This window comes from Pedobacter sp. GSP4, assembly GCF_051857575.1.
Classification (GTDB): Bacteria; Bacteroidota; Bacteroidia; order Sphingobacteriales; family Sphingobacteriaceae; genus Pedobacter.
Genome location: NZ_JBPZIR010000008.1, coordinates 1 through 19,077, shown reverse-complemented (window position 1 = coordinate 19,077; position 19,077 = coordinate 1). Strand labels below are relative to the sequence as shown.

General features: G+C 38.5%; 18 protein-coding genes and 1 tRNA gene. 13 read left to right on the top strand and 6 right to left on the bottom strand.

All coding sequences use genetic code 11. From position 1 onward, the window contains the following. Positions 1-60 precede the first annotated feature (60 nt). A complete protein-coding gene (sppA, locus tag ACS5PU_RS18525) occupies positions 61-1,827 on the bottom strand; it encodes a signal peptide peptidase SppA (RefSeq protein WP_439460653.1) in 1,767 nt (588 codons plus the stop codon). Between the two features lie 40 nt (positions 1,828-1,867). On the opposite strand from sppA, the gene folK reads away from it, so the two are divergent. Beyond that, the gene (gene folK, locus ACS5PU_RS18520) at positions 1,868-2,374 is read left to right on the top strand and encodes a 2-amino-4-hydroxy-6-hydroxymethyldihydropteridine diphosphokinase (protein WP_439460652.1); all 507 of its coding nucleotides are present in this window, start codon (positions 1,868-1,870) and stop codon (positions 2,372-2,374) included. A 13-nt stretch (positions 2,375-2,387) separates the two neighbouring features. Next, positions 2,388-2,771, top strand: coding sequence for an Hpt domain-containing protein (locus ACS5PU_RS18515; protein WP_439460651.1), 384 nt, complete (start codon positions 2,388-2,390; stop codon positions 2,769-2,771). A 4-nt stretch (positions 2,772-2,775) separates the two neighbouring features. Here the strand turns inward: ACS5PU_RS18515 and pssA are convergent, their stop codons facing one another. Beyond that, positions 2,776-3,465 carry a CDP-diacylglycerol--serine O-phosphatidyltransferase gene (gene pssA, locus ACS5PU_RS18510; RefSeq protein WP_439460650.1) on the bottom strand — a complete coding sequence of 230 codons (690 nt, stop codon included), beginning with the start codon at positions 3,463-3,465 and terminating at the stop codon, positions 2,776-2,778. Positions 3,466-3,597: 132 nt separating this feature from the next. Continuing rightward, a complete protein-coding gene (gene rho, locus ACS5PU_RS18505) occupies positions 3,598-5,337 on the bottom strand; it encodes a transcription termination factor Rho (RefSeq protein WP_439460649.1) in 1,740 nt (579 codons plus the stop codon). Positions 5,338-5,762: 425 nt separating this feature from the next. On the opposite strand from rho, the gene pyrF reads away from it, so the two are divergent. The 4 genes from pyrF (at position 5,763) to ACS5PU_RS18485 (ending at position 8,670) form a co-directional block, all read left to right on the top strand. After that, complete coding sequence (pyrF, locus tag ACS5PU_RS18500; RefSeq protein ID WP_439460648.1) at positions 5,763-6,593, top strand: orotidine-5'-phosphate decarboxylase; 831 nt, start codon at positions 5,763-5,765, stop codon at positions 6,591-6,593. 138 nt (positions 6,594-6,731) lie between these two features. Continuing rightward, positions 6,732-8,018, top strand: a complete 1,287-nt coding sequence (locus ACS5PU_RS18495; RefSeq protein WP_439460647.1) for a DUF2851 family protein — start codon at positions 6,732-6,734, stop codon at positions 8,016-8,018. 134 nt (positions 8,019-8,152) lie between these two features. Further along, complete coding sequence (locus ACS5PU_RS18490) at positions 8,153-8,368, top strand: hypothetical protein (RefSeq protein WP_439460646.1); 216 nt, start codon at positions 8,153-8,155, stop codon at positions 8,366-8,368. A gap of 83 nt (positions 8,369-8,451) precedes the next feature. Beyond that, positions 8,452-8,670: a PspC domain-containing protein gene (locus tag ACS5PU_RS18485; protein WP_439460645.1), complete on the top strand. Its 219-nt coding sequence runs from the start codon at positions 8,452-8,454 to the stop codon at positions 8,668-8,670. 103 nt (positions 8,671-8,773) lie between these two features. Here the strand turns inward: ACS5PU_RS18485 and ACS5PU_RS18480 are convergent, their stop codons facing one another. Further along, positions 8,774-9,430: an ankyrin repeat domain-containing protein gene (locus tag ACS5PU_RS18480; RefSeq protein ID WP_439460644.1), complete on the bottom strand. Its 657-nt coding sequence runs from the start codon at positions 9,428-9,430 to the stop codon at positions 8,774-8,776. A 394-nt stretch (positions 9,431-9,824) separates the two neighbouring features. Between ACS5PU_RS18480 and ACS5PU_RS18475 the strand changes: the two genes are divergently transcribed. The 5 genes from ACS5PU_RS18475 (at position 9,825) to ACS5PU_RS18455 (ending at position 15,234) form a co-directional block, all read left to right on the top strand. Beyond that, complete coding sequence (locus tag ACS5PU_RS18475; protein WP_439460643.1) at positions 9,825-12,422, top strand: DNA translocase FtsK 4TM domain-containing protein; 2,598 nt, start codon at positions 9,825-9,827, stop codon at positions 12,420-12,422. A gap of 60 nt (positions 12,423-12,482) precedes the next feature. After that, positions 12,483-13,133, top strand: a complete 651-nt coding sequence (locus ACS5PU_RS18470) for a LolA family protein (RefSeq protein ID WP_439460642.1) — start codon at positions 12,483-12,485, stop codon at positions 13,131-13,133. A gap of 754 nt (positions 13,134-13,887) precedes the next feature. Then, entirely contained in the window at positions 13,888-14,160 is a 273-nt protein-coding gene (locus ACS5PU_RS18465) for a hypothetical protein (protein WP_439460641.1), read from the top strand. A 106-nt stretch (positions 14,161-14,266) separates the two neighbouring features. Further along, entirely contained in the window at positions 14,267-15,031 is a 765-nt protein-coding gene (locus tag ACS5PU_RS18460) for an MBL fold metallo-hydrolase (RefSeq protein ID WP_439460640.1), read from the top strand. A gap of 119 nt (positions 15,032-15,150) precedes the next feature. Next, positions 15,151-15,234 (top strand) — tRNA-Leu (locus tag ACS5PU_RS18455). Between the two features lie 289 nt (positions 15,235-15,523). On the opposite strand, the gene ACS5PU_RS18450 is transcribed toward ACS5PU_RS18455, so the two are convergent. Together ACS5PU_RS18450 and ACS5PU_RS18445 are read right to left on the bottom strand one after the other, a co-directional pair. After that, on the bottom strand, positions 15,524-15,652 hold the full coding sequence (locus ACS5PU_RS18450; RefSeq protein WP_439460639.1) for a hypothetical protein: 129 nt from the start codon (positions 15,650-15,652) through the stop codon (positions 15,524-15,526). 324 nt (positions 15,653-15,976) lie between these two features. Then, complete coding sequence (locus ACS5PU_RS18445) at positions 15,977-16,876, bottom strand: hypothetical protein (protein ID WP_439460638.1); 900 nt, start codon at positions 16,874-16,876, stop codon at positions 15,977-15,979. Between the two features lie 112 nt (positions 16,877-16,988). On the opposite strand from ACS5PU_RS18445, the gene ACS5PU_RS18440 reads away from it, so the two are divergent. After that, complete coding sequence (locus ACS5PU_RS18440; protein ID WP_439460637.1) at positions 16,989-18,290, top strand: hypothetical protein; 1,302 nt, start codon at positions 16,989-16,991, stop codon at positions 18,288-18,290. A gap of 158 nt (positions 18,291-18,448) precedes the next feature. After that, a complete protein-coding gene (locus ACS5PU_RS18435) occupies positions 18,449-19,021 on the top strand; it encodes a hypothetical protein (RefSeq protein ID WP_439460636.1) in 573 nt (190 codons plus the stop codon). The last annotated feature ends 56 nt before the right edge of the window (positions 19,022-19,077 follow it).

The window sequence follows — 19,077 nt, the reverse complement described above, 5'->3', positions numbered from 1 at the left end:
AACCATGAACCTTTATAAATCTTAACCCATCATCCGTTTTACATCCCCCATCTTACATCACTACTTAATTACTGCTTCAAACGGCATTCTGGCCTGGATACCCGAGCTAGCCATTACCTTTTTCATCTGTTGGTATAAAAAGTAATTTTCGCCTAGTTCCTGTTTGGTATAGTAAGTTTTGATCTTATCAGTACCTTCATCCATTAACGATTTCCAAGGATCGATAACATCAGGATATTCAACCACCTTATATTCTTTTAGTTTCGCTTTTTTTGCAGCGGCTTTTATGGCATCATTAAAACTGCCGATCCTATCGGCCAAACCAATCTGAACGGCATCTGTTCCTATCCAAACGTGGCCACCGCCAATGCTATCGATATAAGCTTTGCTTTTCTTTCTGCCATCGGCTACGCGGCTTACAAAACCACTGTAAATTCTGTTTAATTCATTCTGGATAATAAACCTTTCACCAGCAGTCATTGGTCGGTTAGTGGCCATAATATCGGCGTATTTGCCTGTTTTTACCCCATCGAAAGTGATTCCGAGTTTATTGGTCATTAGGTTTTGAAAGTTTGGAATAATGCCAAACACACCTATAGAGCCGGTAATGGTATTTGGCTGTACAAAAATACTGTCGGCCGCGCAGCCAATGTAATAACCACCAGATGCTGCAACATCACCAAATGAGGCAATAACAGGTTTTTCTTTTTTGGTTAATACAATTTCCCTCCAAATTACATCAGAAGCCAGGGCGCTACCACCAGGAGAATTTACGCGCAGCACAATTGCTTTAATATCATCGTCCAAACGTGCTTTTCTAATGGCTCTCGAAATGCGTTCCGAGCCGATCTGATTATCAGAGCCTTCGCCGCCATTAATTTCGCCATTGGCATAAATAATGGCTACTTTATTTTTGCCGGTGCCGCTGTCTGTATTGTTTTTAGCGTAATCGTTTATTGTAACCGAACGGATGTTTTCGCCCCTGGTTCTGCCCGATAATCCCCTTAATTCTTCTAAAATCTGATCTTTGTATTTCAGCGCATCAATCATTTTAAAATTAACCGCATCTTGTGGCTGTTGTACCTTGTAGTTATCAGCAATGCTGTACAGGCTATCTTTTTGAATATTTCTGCTCTGTGCAATATCCGTTAAAAAAGTATTATACAGGCCGCCAACATAGGCTGTTACCTGTTTGCGGTTATAATCGCTCATTTTATCTAAAATAAACGGCTCAACGGCACTTTTATAGTTCCCCACACGGATTACCTGCATTTCTACACCAACTTTTTCTAAAGTTCCCTTAAAGAAAGTTAATTCAGAACTGAAACCCTTAAACTCTAAAGCACCTTCAGGATTGAGGTAAACCTTATCAGCTACCGAAGCCAGGTAATAAGCGCCCTGAGTGTAAACCTCGCTATAGGCAATAATCTTTTTATGCGATTTTTTGAAATCGATCAAAGCATTTCTAACTTCGCGCAGGGTAGCATAGCCGGCATTCGGACTGCTAACATTTAGATAAAGACATTTAATATTATCGTCTGTTTTGGCTTTTTGCAGTGCTTTTAAAAAATCATTTAAACCAATACCATCTTTTTCTTCGCCGCCAACTATAGGCAGGTTGCCAAAAGGATTTTTGGGTGTACGTTCGGTAATGGCCTGATCTAAGTTTAGAAATAACACCGAATTGTTGGCCACAACCACTGTTTTATCACTATCGATTGATGATATGGCACCTACTACGATTACAAAGCAGATAATAAATATAATTACCATCGATAAGAAAAAGCCCAACATGGAGGCAAATAAATACTTAAAGAATTCTCTCATTTAAATGTTTTAGTTTTGTGTTGTAAAGATATAAAAATACATGATGCTTAATACAGCTTTAGAGTACAGTACTGCCTATTTGTTACTGGGTGGAAATTTAGGCGATAGAAAGGCAAATCTGCAAAAGGCTATCGGCCTTTTGGAGCAGAAAATAGGCAAAGTTGTATCAGTTTCGGCACTTTACGAAACTGCTGCCTGGGGCAAAACAGATCAGCCTGCTTTTTTAAACCAAGCGGTAGGTTTGCAAACCCATTTAAGTGCTTTGGAGGTTTTGGAAACTGCACTCGAAATAGAGCAGGAGCTGGGCAGGATTAGAAAAGATAAATGGGGCGAACGGCTGATAGATATCGATCTGATCCTTTTTGGGGATGAAGTGATTGATATTGCCGATAAACTACAGGTGCCACACCCTCAGATGCAGTACCGAAGGTTTGTAATGGAACCCCTTGCCGAAATTGCACCACAACTGGTACATCCGGTTATCGGGCAAACGATTTTGGCCATCAGTCAGGGGATTATCGATCCTTTAACGGTAAAAAAATTATAGCTCAATCAAAATTATGGCGCACAACTACGATAAACAGGCTTTAAATTTTTCGTATCTTATCGAAATGGTAGGCGATAGCCCCGAAGTTTTGGTCGAATTTTTAGAAACTTTTATGGCGCAGATTCCAGTTTACCTGGTTGAGCTGGATAATGCGCTGTTGAGTGAAAATTGGGATAAACTGGCTAATTGCGCGCACAAAATAAAACCCACATTCTTTTACATTGGCAGGAATGATGTGCGGGATTTTATTCAATCTATTGAAAACAAAGCAAAAAACAGAACCGCACTGGCCGAAATAAGCGGAAACATAGAAAGCCTTAAGCTAATATATGCCGAAGTTTATGCCCAGCTTGAAAAAGAAAAAGCAAGCTTAATGGCCAGTATAAAAAAGAGTTGATAATTTAGTTGTTACTGGGTGGTATGCTTCTGAAATGTAGTACCGATGAAGCAATATAAATTACCAGTACAAAAGGTATGGCAGCAAATTTGAGCACCGCAATCAACATGGCCGATAAAATCAGAAATATAAACTTGATTTTATTTTTCGCCCAGCTAAAATCGCTGAATTTTAAAGAGAAAATCCTGATCTCGCTTACCAGCAACAAACTTGTAATTAGGGTAATGGCTATTAACAGGATGCTGGAGTAAACAACCTGTGGATAATCAACCGCTATAAAGGGCAGCGAACAGATAAACAGTGTGTTCATTGGCGTGTTTAAACCAATAAAATCTTCCGTTTGCCTTTCATCATTATTAAACTTGGCCAAGCGCAACGCAGAGAAAACAGTAATCAGAAAACCTACATAGGGCAGGTAATCTGATGGATAATAGCTCAGCTTTAAAAGGTTGAACATAATTACCCCTGGTAAAAAACCAAAGCTTACCATGTCGGCCAAAGAATCGAGGTCCTTACCAATTGCCGATTTAACATTTAACAAACGGGCAACCATGCCATCAAAGAAATCGAAAATTCCAGAAAGAACAACGAAGTAGGCTGCGGTCTGCAAATCGCCCTTAAATGCAAAAACGATTCCGATACAACCAGAAAAAAGGTTTGCACAGGTAATCGCGTTAGGGATATGCCTTTTCATAAGGTTTAAGGTATCTGGTTTAAGGTGTAAGGTTTTGGGAGCAAATGTAAGTTTAAAACCTTTAAAATTGTAAGGCTTAAGGAATCAAATTAATAAACCTTAAGCCTTACGCCTTTTACCTTTCAGCTTAATTTAGCTGTTCATCGAAATTAAGAACTCTTCGTTGCTTTTTGTTCCTTTGATTTGAGATTGAACAAACTCCATTGCTTCCTGACTGTTCATATCGGCCAAGTGGTTACGTAAAATCCAAACACGCTGTAACGTATCTCTGTCGTGCAATAAATCGTCGCGGCGCGTACTTGATGCCGTGATATCGATAGCAGGGAAAATACGTTTGTTCGATAATTTACGATCCAACTGAAGCTCCATGTTACCGGTACCTTTAAATTCTTCGAAAATTACCTCATCCATTTTCGAACCAGTATCGGTTAATGCTGTGGCCAAAATGGTTAACGAACCACCGTTTTCGATGTTACGCGCAGCACCGAAGAAACGTTTCGGTTTGTGTAAAGCGTTTGCATCCACACCACCCGATAATATCTTACCCGATGCCGGTGCAGTAGTATTATATGCCCTGGCTAAACGGGTAATCGAATCTAAAAGGATTACCACATCGTGCCCGCTTTCTACCAAACGTTTAGATTTCTCTAAAACGATGTTGGCAATTTTAACGTGGCGTTCAGCAGGTTCGTCAAAAGTAGAGGCAATTACCTCGGCCCTAACACTACGTGCCATATCGGTAACCTCTTCCGGACGTTCGTCAATTAAAAGGATAATTAAATAAACTTCAGGGTGGTTTTTAGCAATTGCATTGGCCACCTCTTTCAGTAAATTGGTTTTACCGGTTTTAGGCTGTGCTACAATTAAACCACGCTGTCCCTTACCAATCGGTGTAAACAAATCCATTATACGGGTAGAATAGTTATTCGTATCCGTAAACAAATTTAATCTTTCAGTAGGGAAAAGGGGCGTTAAATAATCGAAAGGAACACGGTCGCGCACATCAGCAGGAATTCTGCCGTTAATGGTTTCTACGCGAACCAATGGGAAATATTTTTCACCTTCTTTTGGCGGACGGATACTGCCTTTTACGGTATCGCCGGTTTTTAAGCCAAAAAGTTTGATTTGAGATTGTGATACGTAAATATCATCAGGAGAGGTAAGGTAGTTGTAATCTGCAGAGCGTAAGAAGCCATAACCATCGGGCATAATTTCCAGTACGCCTTCATTTGTGATTACATTATCGAAATCGAGGTTAGAGTAGCTGTTTTCGTTTTTGTGGTGGTTGCCACCGCCGGGTTGTTTTGGCTGGCGGTTATCATCGCGCTGCGGTTTTTCCTGTTTTTCTTTTGGCTCTTGTTTTTGTTTAGGAGCAACCGGAAGTACTTCTGCACTTTCTTCAATTAACGCTGAAATCGGTTTTACACTTTCTTCTGCTTCCATAATCCGGTCGGGCTGTCTTTCGGGCTGCTGATGTTGCGGCTCATCAAATAACGTTACCGAATCTCTTCTTCTTTGTACCGGTGCTGCCGGTTCATCTTTGCTTAATCTTGCTCTTTTTTTAACAGGTTTTTCTGCGGCAGCTGGCTTATCGGCAACAGTTTCTGCAGGTTCTGCTACTACTGCGGCGGCGGCTGCAGTTTTTGATGCTTTTGCGGCTTTAGTTTTAGGAGCTGGGGTAGGGGTAATAGGTTCTATTTCGCTATAAGGGTCTGCACCAGCTTTAGCGGCATTTATAATTTCTTGTTGGTGTAAAAGTACTTCAACAAGGTCGATTTTTCTTAGGGAGTCGGCACCTTCAATGCCATAGCTTTTGGCCAGCTCACGTAATTCTGTTGTGAGCTTATCATTTAATTCTGTTTTACTAAACATTCTAAATATATATGTTTCAAGAAATTTTTCATTTGTTTATAACGGATGTTTCCAGTTATAAATCTACACGGGCCAAAAATTATTTGTGTTAGTCTAAGCCCAGCAGTTTCATTGTGTATAAATTCTTATGGCTATAAAACTTAAATGAGTGCATTATGGAAAATGTCCAAATAGTTTCATAATTGTTTACAAACTGAATAAAAAGCAAAATGTGCCTTTAAAAAATGGTAACAAAAAACAAGTCTTGATAAATTTTTTCTGGGATATTCAGATAAACGGTTGAGAAATTATGCTGCAATTGTATGTATTTGAAACGTAATCTGCAAGCAAAAGTTTAAAATGTTTATAAAATATTTACAATGCACACGGATTTGTTGTTCAGAAAAAGTTAAAAATCTTCATATTTGCAGCAAATAAGCCCATATATGACCAAGCAACAACTTTTCGAGCAGATTCAAAAAAAACGTTCATTTTTATGTGTCGGACTAGATTCTTCGTTGGATAAGATTCCAAAACACCTGTTAAAATATGAAAATCCGATCTTAGAGTTCAATAAACAAATAATTGATGCAACCAAAGATTTGTGTGTGGCCTATAAGCCTAATACTGCTTTTTATGAGTGTTATGGCAAAATAGGCTGGGAAACCTTAATTGAAACCTGGAAATACATTCCTCAAGATATTTTTTCTATTGCAGATGCCAAACGTGGCGATATTGGCAATACCTCGGCCATGTATGCCGAAACATTTTTCAACGCCGCATCGTCTGATATGAGTTTCGACTCGGTTACAGTTGCTCCTTATATGGGAAGTGATTCGGTAAGCCCATTTTTAAACTTTAAAGATAAATGGGTAATTCTTTTGGCCCTTACCTCAAACGCCGGGCATGCTGATTTTCAATTACAGGAAATAGGTGGCGATAAGCTTTTCGAAAAAGTAATTAAAACTTCACAGCAGTGGGCTAGCGACGAACAGATGATGTATGTTGTGGGTGCAACCCGTGGTGCTGCTTTTGGAGATGTGCGCAAACTGGCTCCCGATCATTTCCTACTGGTGCCGGGTGTAGGTGCACAGGGTGGCGATTTGCAGGAAGTATGTAAATATGGTTTAAATGCACAATGTGGCCTGTTAATCAACTCATCGCGCGGTATTATTTATGCTGGCCAAGGCGAAGATTTTGCCGAAAAGGCCCGTGCAGAAGCATTAAAACTTCAGCAGGAAATGGAACAGATCCTGATCAGTGCATCACTTATTTAACCGTAAATGGTCTGAGGTTACACCTAAACCTTGTATTATTACGTGTATTGTAATTGTATAACTACTTAATAGTATTAAATTATTTGTATTTTGAAGTAGTATTTTATTTCTTTTCTGGAAAATTCTGTACCTTGATGCATGAATTTTCCAGAAAATTTTCTTCATTATGTGTGGCAGTTTAGATCATTTGATTTTACTGCCCTGCAAACTATTGATGGAGAAGAACTGAAAATTATAAGTCCGGGTTTGCTCAATAAAAACGCCGGACCGGATTTTTGCCACGCTAAAATTCAAATAGCCGATACCGTTTGGGCGGGTAATGTAGAAATCCACCTTAAATCGTCCGATTGGTTAAAACATAACCATCAATTCGATTCTGCTTACGAAAACGTGGTGCTACATGTTGTTTACGAACACGATGCAGTTATCAAAAGGATAGACGGTTCTGTGCTTCCCGTGCTGGAACTGAAAAACCGCATTGCCAACAGTCTGATCCAAAAATACGAAAACCTGTTTTTAAGCCTCATCGATTTTCCCTGCGTTGCCCAGATCCAAACGGTAGATCAATTGATAATCGATTCCTTTTTATCGAGAACCTTGGTAGAACGCTTTGAGCAGAAAAGCCATGCTGTTAACGAAACCTTAAACGAGCTTAATGGAAACTGGGACGAAACATTTTATCGGTTTATGGCGCGTAATTTTGGCTTTAAGGTAAACGCACTCCCTTTTGAGCTTTTTGCCAAAGCCGTATCCCAGCACATTTATGCCAAAAACAAAAATAACCCGCTGCAGATTGAGGCCTTGGTTTTTGGAGCGGCCGGGTTTTTAAACGATCATTTTGAGGACGAATATCCCCGGAAACTGAAAGAAGAATTTAAGTTTCTCCAAAAAAAATATAACATCAAGCCAATAGCGGTTTCGATGTGGAAATTTATGCGGATGAGGCCCCAAAATTTTCCGACGGTACGGTTGGCCCAGTTTGCTGCATTAATTGTTAAGGCAAATCATCTTTTTTCTAAAGTTATGGATGTTAAAGATGTAGCCCAATTGCGCGCTTTGTTCGAAAACCTGCCTGTAAACGATTACTGGAAAACACATTACCATTTTAAAAAAGAATCTGCCAGTGTAAATACCCAGATAGGAAAAGCATCTGTTGATAATGTGCTGTTAAATACCGTAGCTTTATTTTTATTTGCTTACGGTAAACATACCAACACACAGTTTTACATCAACAGGGCAATAAAATTGCTCGAAAGCCTGCCTGCCGAACAAAACGCCGTTATAGATAAATTTACCGGTGCTGGTGTAGAAGTAAAGAACGCTTTTGCCTCTCAGGGCATTTTACAACTGAAAAAACAATATTGTGATGAAAAAAAATGCCTGAGCTGCGGTATTGGTATTAAAATTTTAAAACAGACAAACTGATCTACAATAGCTTAGCAGGTTTTGTAAAGATATTTTAATGTGGAATATGCTAATTTAAACAGTATATTAGTTAATGCAATCAGCGGATTCATTCGCAGATTGAAACTTTTTACCACCTAAACGGTTTAACTGATATGGAATTCCCACACGAGCTAAAAGAACTTTACCCAGATACAATAATCGAAGTTAGGGGCAATGCCGATGCTTTGACCGTTATTTTGAATAACGATGCCGATATGCATAAATTTAAAGCCGAATTAATTAAAAAATACTCTGGCCTTGAAGAACAACAGATTCTTTTTATCAAACATGAAGACAAGCAGGATTTTGAAAAACTGGTTTTAGAATAATCAGCACTTCCTATTTTAAGATAATAGAAGATTGTTAATTAATTTCCTTAATTTAGTTCAATAATATTTTAAACTCAGTTAAAATGTTTCAAAGGATTATTACTTATTTTGAACAACAAAGCTTCGGTGTATCTACTTATTTGGCCAATAAACTGAATATGAGTACCGCAAAAGTACGCCTGTTTTTCATTTACTCATCTTTTTTGGCTGTGGGTTTTCCCATATTGTTTTACTTTCTGGCGGCTGTGGTTTTGGATATCAGATCGTATATGAAACGGATGCGCCTGCGTGTTTGGGAATAGTTCAGTTTCCGTTTGGCAGTTCTCAGTTCGCGATTTACTGTTTGCAGTTTTCAATATGCAGTTAGCAATTCTCAATTATAGGTAACTGATAACTGAAAATTGACTAATCATCATCCCTTAAAATCTCAGCAATTTCGGTAAAGCCTTTTTCAGCAGCTAAGTCGGCCGGTAATTTTCCACCTTCCATGCGCAAAGAAACTTCGGCTCCGTGCTCCAAAAGCAAAATAATCAGTTCTATATTTCCCAGTTGTGCTGCCGTATGTAAGGGCGCAAGACCTGCTTTTTGGCAAACATTTGGATAGGCACCTGCATCTAACAGTGTTTTGGTAATGTTAAGGTTGTTTGCGGCAACGGCAGAGTGGATAGGAAAAACATTAAACCCATTTTTAGAGGCTAAATTTACATCTGCACCTTTTAAAATCAGGAATCTGGCCAATTCCTCGTGTCCAAAATAACAGGCTAGGCCCAGAGGGGTAAAACCATCGTCCGAAAATTGATTAATGCTATCGGGATTTTGGAAAATCAACAGTGTGGCCGCATCAAATTTGCCAACTGCACAGGCTTCAAATAAGGTAAGCTGATCAACAAATTCGGTAATTAACTCTGCTATTTCCTGTTTTTTATAGTAACACGCCAATAATAACGGCGAAATATGGTGCGATGTATCCGTATTTGCCAATTTTGGATTTTGTACCAAAATTTCTTTTACTGCGTTTAAGTTACCGGCCTCAATTTGTTCTTCGAGCTGCGCTATACCCATAATATTGTTTGAAAAATCGATTTAAATTAACAAAAAATATGTAATTAATTAATTTTCTAAATATATAGAGTGTAGGGCAGATTGCAAAATTATAGTGTTAGGCCCATTTCGATCAATAAAATGATTAGAATAGCAGCTTAGCGTTAGGGGAACGGATTTTGCTGTGATAGTTAAAAAATAATCCCGTTTCACCTCTCCAGGTCAAACGGGATAAACCTAAAACAAAATCCGTTTCATTTGACAAAACGTAACAACTTGTGTGTTGTCGAAATAATAGACTATATTTTTTGTGCAAGGTTTAATGCAATTATTATTTTTATTTAATTTAATGGAGAATAGAAAACTCATGGCAGTTGTTTTATATTTGTTGATCAATAATTATTTAGGATAGAAAATGTCGGTAAGGGGTAACCAGTTTAAAACCAATACATTCAAGGATAAAGGTGCTGAAAATGCATCGGGCAAAGGAACATCAAGCCGCCAGCCGAAAGAAAAAAGAGCATATCTGCCAAATTTTGATCTGGCCGATGGGCGTGCAGTTAAAATTGTAGGCCTGTTCTTCGTGATACTTTCACTATATTTTTTAATTGCTTTTACATCTTATTTATTTACCTGGCAGGATGACCAGAGCTATGTAATAGATGCGAACGGCGGTTGGAGCAACCTATTTAAAACAGCCGACGAACTGAAAGATGCAGGTGTTACCACCCCAATTGTTCAGAACTGGTTGGGTAAATTTGGCGCCTTATTGTCGCACCAGTTTATCTACGAATGGTTTGGATTAGCGTCTTTCCTATTTGTACTGGCCTTTTTTATTATTGGCTACCGCTTGTTATTTAAGGTAAGGATCCTTTCTATTTCAAAAACACTAGGCTATAGCTTTTTCTTTTTATTGTTTATATCGTTAACCTTGGGCTTTGCACATGGTTTTTGGTCGGAGTCTCCGCATTATTTAGAAGGTGAGTTTGGCTATTGGAGCAATAAATTACTGAGCGCACAAATTGGTGCAGCAGGGGTTGCGGGCCTAATTGCATTTGCCGGCTTAACCATTTTGATTATTGCCTACAACATTGATTTTAAATTCCCTGAACGTAAAGAAAAAGAAGTTTACCTGGATAACGAAACGCCAGATTATGTAAACGATATTAGGACGCAAACGGCCAAAAACACGGCATTTGAAGAACCTTCAGCGCCGATAGAATTTCCGGTCCGCGATAAACCGCCGTTAAGCAATGAGCGTAAACCGCAAAATGTAACCTTACAGCCAAGCCGTTTCGAAGAAAAAGAAGAGGAAGAAGAAGTAACGCCACCCGTAATTTTATCTCCGCTGGCTACCAATTTACCTTTGGCCAGTACAGCTGCAGCTGCCATGCCCCTAGTGGTAGAGCCTATGGTGGAAGCAGAAAATGAGCCTTCATTCACTATTGAAAAAAGTGAAGAAGAGAAAAAGTCTGACGATCTGGTAGAGCAGTTCGGTAATTATGATGAGAAACTGGATTTATCAGGGTATAAATATCCAACCGTTGATCTGTTGGAGAATTATGGGACCAATAAAATTTCGGTAAATGCCGAAGAGCTGGAGGCCAATAAAAATAAAATTGTAGAAACGCTTAATCATTATAATATTGAAATTGATAAGATTAAGGCTACAATCGGCCCAACGGTAACCCTTTACGAAATTATCCCGGCGCCCGGTGTAAGGATTTCAAAAATTAAAAACCTGGAAGATGATATTGCACTTTCGTTGGCTGCCTTGGGTATCCGTATCATTGCGCCAATGCCAGGTAAGGGTACCATTGGTATAGAGGTGCCTAACCAGCATCCAGAAATGGTGCCTATGCGCAGTATCCTGAACACCGAAAAATGGGTTCAAAACACAATGGATCTGCCCATTGCCCTGGGTAAAACCATTAGCAACGAAGTATTTATTGCCGATTTGGCCAAAATGCCGCATTTGTTGGTGGCAGGTGCCACTGGGCAGGGTAAATCGGTTGGTATCAATTCTATTTTGGTTTCTCTGTTATTTAAAAAACACCCTGCACAGCTTAAATTTGTATTGGTCGATCCTAAAAAGGTAGAGTTAACCTTATTCAATAGGATTGAAAGACACTTTTTGGCCAAGTTACCTGGCGAAGCTGATGCAATTATTACCGATACCAAAAAGGTTGTAAATACCTTAAATTCCCTTTGCATCGAAATGGATCAGCGTTACGATTTGCTGAAAGATGCTCAGGTAAGGAATTTAAAAGAGTATAACGATAAATTTATCAAACGTAAACTTAACCCGAACAACGGTCATCGGTTTTTACCTTTTATTGTTTTGGTGGTGGATGAGTTTGCCGATCTGATGATGACGGCAGGTAAAGAGGTTGAGGCGCCGATTGCACGTTTGGCACAATTGGCAAGGGCTATCGGTATCCACTTGGTGCTGGCTACGCAGCGTCCTTCGGTTAATATTATTACCGGTACTATTAAAGCCAACTTCCCGGCCAGGTTAGCTTTTAGGGTATTATCTAAAATCGATTCGCGTACCATTCTGGATAGCGGCGGCGCCGATCAGTTAATTGGCCGCGGAGATATGCTTTTATCTACAGGTAGCGACTTAATCAGGCTACAGTGTGCATTCGTTGATACACCAGAGGTAGATCGTATTTCGGAGTTTATCGGTAACCAGCGGGGCTATTCGGATGCCTACCAATTGCCAGAATATATTGATGAAGCTGGCGAGGGAAGTAAAGCAGATTTTGATCCAAACGAGCGCGATAAGTTCTTTGAGGAGGCTGCAAGGCTGATTGTAATGCACCAGCAGGGCTCTACATCACTTATTCAGCGAAAATTAAAGCTGGGTTACAACCGCGCGGGCAGAATTATCGATCAATTAGAAGCTGCAGGTATTGTTGGTCCATTTGAAGGAAGCAAGGCCCGCGAAGTTTTATATCCTGACGAGTATTCTTTGGAACAGTTCTTGAATAGTATGAATGACAAAGATTAGATTAAACCAATAAGGAAAAATCTACTCTAATGTTTCAAAAAGAAAATTAAAATAGAAAAGATGAAGAAATTAATTTCAGCATTAATGGTTGTGGTTGCTTTTACAACATCAACTTATGCTCAAACTGATGCAAAGGCTAAAGAAATTTTAGCTGAGGTGAGTAAAAAATACAAATCGTATAATATTGTAAAAACTGATTTTACTTTTACTTTGGATAATCCAAAGGCTAAGGTTAAAGAAACCCAGCAAGGTACTTTGTATGTTAAAGCCAACTCTAACAAGTATAAAGTTGCGATGACCAATCAAGAACTTTTTAGCGACGGTAAAAGCCAGTGGACTTATTTGAAAAAAGATAAAGAAGTTCAGGTAAGCAATGTAGATAACAGTGGCGATGCCATTAATCCGGCTAAAATTTTTACTGTTTACGAAAAAGGGTTCAAATATGTGTATACCGGCGAAGAAAAAGCAGGAGCAAAAACCTATCAGATGATTGATTTAACGCCTGTTGATAGTAAAAAATCTATTTTCAAAGTGCGTTTAAGCATTGATAAAGCTGCCAAACAGATTGCCAATGTGGTACTTTTTGATAAAAACGGAAACAAATACACTTACAATGTGAAAACTTTTTCACCAAATGTAAATGTACCAGAAACTACATTTGCTTTCGATGCCAAAAAATATCCTGGTGTTGAAGTGGTAGATTTAAGATAATCGAGATTTCCGCAAAAGCGGTATGAAATAGGAAAGGTTCAGTTGGAAACAGCTGGACCTTTTTGTTTTTTATTTGCCAAGAAGTTATTCGATTCTATTTGCCACGGAAACAAAGAAAAAACGGAAGACAAAAGCTGATAAAAAACACTTTCCCAGATCGTCATTCTATTACTATAGTTATCGGATTTAATTCAGAATCTTAATAGTTGTGCCATTCTATTTGCCACGGAAACACAGAAAAACACGGAAGAAAGAGCTGATAAAAAACACTTTCCCAGATTGTCATTCTATTCCTATAGTCATCGGATTTAATTCAGAATCTTAATAGTTGTGCCATTCTATTTGCCACGGAAACACAGAAAAACACGGAAGAAAGAGCTTATAAAACACACTTTCTCAGATCGTCATTCTATTCCTATAGTTATCGGATTTAATTCAGAATCGTAATAGTTGTGCAATTCTATTTGCCACGGAAACACAGAAAAACATGGAAAAAAGAGCTTATAAAACACACTTTCTCAGATCGTCATTCTATTCCTATAGTTATCGGATTTAATTCAGAATCTTAATAGTTGTGCCATTCTATTTGCCACGGAAACACAGAAAACACGGAAGAAAGAGCTGAAAAAAAACATTCACAAAATCGTCATTCCTGCGCAGGCGGGAACCTTAATACATAGACTTTACGGTTAACCTAACAATTTTGCCAACGTATTTATGAATGCTGACGAGATTTATTTAAGTTTGCTTCAACATGTCATTGCCGTTAACAAACCATACTTTAGAGAAACTGGAAGCCTTGCTTTTTGCCATAGGTTATAAGGTTCGTTATGAAAAGGGAAACTTCAAAACGGGTTCTTGCCTGTTAGAACACAATAAGGTAATTGTGGTGAATAAATTTTCCAACCTCGAAGGAAAAATTGCTGCACTGGTTAGCCTCGTTAAACAAACCAGTGTGGAAGAAAACCTATTGGACGAAAAGCAGCGGCAGTTTTATCAATCGCTACAGCAAACAGAGTTGTTTTAATTGGTAAATGACCAAAATCTCTAACTGGTACGGCAGCTCAACTGTTTTTTAAATAAAAAGCTTTAAATTGCCGCGAAAAGCGTCCATTCACTTTTACAATTAAAAATTGAAGATCACATTTTTAGGCACTGGTACATCACAAGGGGTTCCCGTAATCGCTTGTAACTGCGAAGTTTGTCAATCAACTGATAAGCGTGATAATCGTTTAAGAACCTCTATTTTAATTGAAACTGATGATAAAACCATTGTGGTAGATAGCGGTCCGGATTTTAGGTATCAGCTTTTAAGGGAAAAAGTAAAAGATTTAGATGCGGTATTGTTTACCCATGAGCACAAAGACCACATTGCCGGTTTAGACGATATTAGGCCCTTTAATTATTTATTGCATAAGGTGATTGATGTATATGCGACAGAGAGGGTGCAAACTTCTTTAAAAAGGGAGTTTTACTACATTTTTGCTGAAACGAAATACCATGGTCTTCCGCAGATTAAACTGCATACGGTAACAAATGGAGAAGATTTTAAAATAGGCGAAAGTACAATTATTCCTTTTGAAGTGATGCACCATTTATTGCCCATTACCGGTTACCGCATAGGCGATTTTACCTACATTACGGATGCGAAAACCATTTCGGAAGAAAGCTTTGCCAAAATAAAGGGAACAAAAATCCTCGTGATCAATGCTTTGCAAAATGAAGCACACATTTCACACTTCACCCTGCCCGAAGCCATTGCCTTTGCAGAGCAGGTAGGAGCAGAAACTACTTATCTTACCCACATTAGCCATAATTTGGGCAAACATGAAGATGTGGAAAAAAAACTGCCTAAATCTATTAGGTTGGCTTATGATGGGCTAAAAATAGAATTGTAAATCATTGTTTCGAAAATCCAAAATTAAATTATATTTGCAGCACAAACCCAGGTGGCGGTCCCGATAGCTATCGGGGTGGTAGACGTCCATCTGAAGAATTAAATAATTTAATAACATGAACCCAGGTGGCGAAATTGGTAGACGCACCATCTTGAGGGGGTGGCGCTGGCAACGGCGTGGCAGTTCGAATCTGCTTCTGGGTACGCAAGCAGATCGAGTGTTTCTTTTAACACTTGATCTGCTTTTTTTTGTTTTATAACAGTCTGTTAATCTGGTAAATAGCTAAAAATACTTCGTTCATTTTTATAGTTCGATGTTTACCTTCTTATAAAAAGTCCACTTTTCAGAAAGTATTGAACTAATTATATGCAGTTTACCCGAAATATCAGCGTTTAAATACATCAAATCAATGTTTTTCAGGTTTTCAAACACTTTGTAAATTGTACCTTCATAATCCACTTCACCCGTAGTTTTACACTGACATCATTGAGCTTAGCTTCCAATCTCCAAGTTATTTTCAGCCTCTTTTTTGATATCCATATACTCCACATCACCCAACGTACCCTTCAACAATAGCTCCCTTGCCCTATGCCGGGGTTCTTTTACAGCTTCTTTTTCCAAATCCACAAGCTGGTTACCTGAAATTTCAGCTTTTAAAAACTGATATTGGCCTACCAGAAACTACCGTTTTTTTGAAAAATGGGAAAGGGGAGACCGATTTAACACTTCGTCAGGTCATACAGGCGGTAAATGTTTATGAACAAGGGGCATTCGAGGCACGAAATAGGAAATGGGATTATTTGGATCAAAAAGATAAATTTCATGAAAAATAACCCGTAATCGGCTTATTCTCTGCTTTTAGGGCTATTGCAATGGGATAGGCCTATTTTTGTGCGCGGCCTTAAGTGAGTAATATGTGCCCTGTAAGTCTTTGGAGATAATTCCTTAAGGGAATTTCAGCAGTTTTAAATTTCCGCTGGTCAGGTACTCGTAGATGAAGGTTGCCGTTTCGGCACTGATGATTTTATCCAAAGCTAGGTCAAGGAGTTTACCTTTAAGCAATTGTGACCAGGTTTTTTTGGATAGGGTGTATTGTAATTCTTTTAGTTCTCCGATTTCATCAAAAATGATTTCCTGTCCAAAGCCAATCTTATTCAAATGTTCAATCACGCTATCCAGTTTTTTATCAAGATCAGCACCGGATTTCCTGTTTTTGTTTTGTTTGGCCTTTCTTTCTACATAACTGGCCCCTTTAATCGATATCTTAGCTAAGCTAGATTCACCATACTGGCTTTCAAGGGCCAGGTATCCCCGGCGGCGTAGGTCCTCTGCAATTTCCCTGGGTTCCCCTGACCGAAATTCGATGTTGTTGAGTTTTAAGATCAGCAGAATGGAATAATACCCGCCGCTAAACAGGGTATGCAATTTAGATAATACAAAATTATTTTTTTCCGATACGCTTTCAATTTTGGGATGATTGTTTTTGTCGATGAGGGTATCAATTACCTGGAGATATCCAATTAACTCTTTCAGGCTTTGATGAAATTTTCCAAATCGCTGTATCTCTTTACGGATCTCAGGTTCCCTTTCAAAATTATAAAAGGCATAATCAAAGTCATACTCATGGGTATAATGCGTACTCAATAGATCGAGAATGTCTAATGCATCGGGTAAAATATGGTTTCTGATGTGGTCTTGGGTGACCAGAATCAATTCATCAGCTTGTTTTTTAAAATCTTCGGTGGCTAAATCTTCCTGATCGTTCAATTGCATCGCAGAACCAGTCATTTGAGCTAGTGTTTCAAAGAAATCGGAATGAGATATGTTATGGAGAGTATAATTCATGTTTCAAAACTAAAAAATAAGCTGGATTAATAAACGGCTATGTCTTCATTAGGGTGTTATTGGATTGGCCATCTTCTATTTAAACCCTAACTTTATATAAAACTTATTAGATATGGATCTTTCAGCCTTGGATACCAAAGGACTTCAATTGTTACATGCGATTGCACAAGAGAATGTAGAAGATTTTTCTGCTCAAATGGAGCAAGAAACCGATGTGGAATCCGGAAAATTCAAGCAGTTGGCGGAGTATTTATTAAATTCATCTATATGGGAGGGAACTGTACTTGCCGAAATTGAGAAAAGACAGAAGGAAAAACTTAATTTTTCAGTTGAAGATTTATTTGTCCATGCCGGGCAGTATGATAAGTTTGTTTCTGTAGAATTTTATCGCAATAGTGATGCTTTTGCTAAGTACGGGGAATCGGTAAACGGGATGATTGTTTACGGGCGGAAGCAGAGAAAGGATTTAACCGGGTCGATATTGGTAGAAAACTATGAAAGAAACGATGGCATCATACTCTTCAATTCAAAAGTTAAGGATCAAGAATTGAACTGGCAGTTAAAGACTGAAGGTTTTTTAGCCAGCGAGGTATGTTCTATTTCGACCTTTACCGAGGATCCCAATGAAGTTGTGTATCGAAAGCCGGGTAAAAGAGAAATACCCAATACCATTACTATTCCCTTTGACTTCGAGGGCTTCGAACTCCCGGTAATGGAAAATCAGCAGACATCTTGGAAGTTTAAAAAAAATACTAAGGTATTAAGCCACGAGCTGACGCGCTATTTTACCAATGAATTGATCATGGGCAAGGATATCCCGGAAGCCATTAAACTGGAGTTTCTTTATGATGATACGGGCAGCCAATTTAAAGAAGATGTATTGATTCAATTTTATGGTTACGGATATGAGAAACAGCTGCTTGACCAGAATCAGAAAAACCTACTGAATAAACTTTTAAAAAGTAGAGCCGATAGGCGGGAGGGGCTGTTGAAAGGTGATTTGAGTATTAGTAACAAAAGATTTGAGCAATTTAAACTGGATTTTCCGGATGCATACAGGCAAACCCGCGCAGCATTTTTAAAATTTACCGACGAAACCCTGTCTGAAAATGAGACCCAGCATCCGGTATACTGGGATGAAGAACGGTTTGTGCATATTTATGGCCGCCATTACGTTGATCATTTCATAAATATGTCCACCTACAAGGGCACCCATTTCCAATATTCTTTTAAAGATATCAGAAGGTTACTTTGTTTGGTCTTAAAAAGTCTGGAAGATGAAATCGAAGCGGCATTATCCAGCGGTAGAAATTATAATAAATACGGTGATCAGGGGTACTACTTTGATGGCAATTACTATACGCTAAAGATTGATGCGGACGGCCGTTTGATGACATTTTTTCCGATGTCTTAAGGATTTTTACGGTTTGCTGTATTCAAAAGGCGATCAATTGTTAATTTCTTCACAGCAAGATTAAACCAACTTTTTGCAATATTTGGAAACCAGTTTTAATACTGGGTGCGAAAGAAATGTTTAATCCATTTTTGAAAGCGCAGAACTTAGAGAATTTTATGACAGATTTAATAATACGCCCGAGGATCAATGATTTTTATGGGAAATCTTTTACGCAACAGGAAGTAGATTTTGCAATTCCCTTCTTGAATGAAGATTTACCGTTATATATAGATCCATTTTTGATGTGGAAATCCCCTTCTCAGCAGGATAGCAGTTTACACTTGAATTTGGTAAATTCTTTCAATTATTTAGGCAATCAATTCTTAAAAGGGAATGAACAGGCACTGAAAATACTAATCCATTCGTCCGAGTGTAATGAAATTGGACTGGGTAATTCTAAGACTAGAAATGGAAAACGGATTGGTGAAAAAACAGCAAGAGAAGTATTATCTCTGTATAAGGATATTCCACAAATTTCTTCCGCGGGGTTTACCCATTTTGAAGAAATTCAGCTGTTTGTTGATAATGTCGCACAGGATAGAATTAGTGATATATCAGCTAACCTGATTAAATCGTTTTTGATTGATTATACTATCGATCAAGCTGAACGATACGGTATACCTGTGCACTTCCCAAAATTCAGACCAGTTAAAAGTATAATTCTAGACCGAGCGCAGCGAGGCTATTAGAAAAAACTATTAATTTTAATTGGTAATATGAAAAGAATCAAGTTTACGGAATCTCA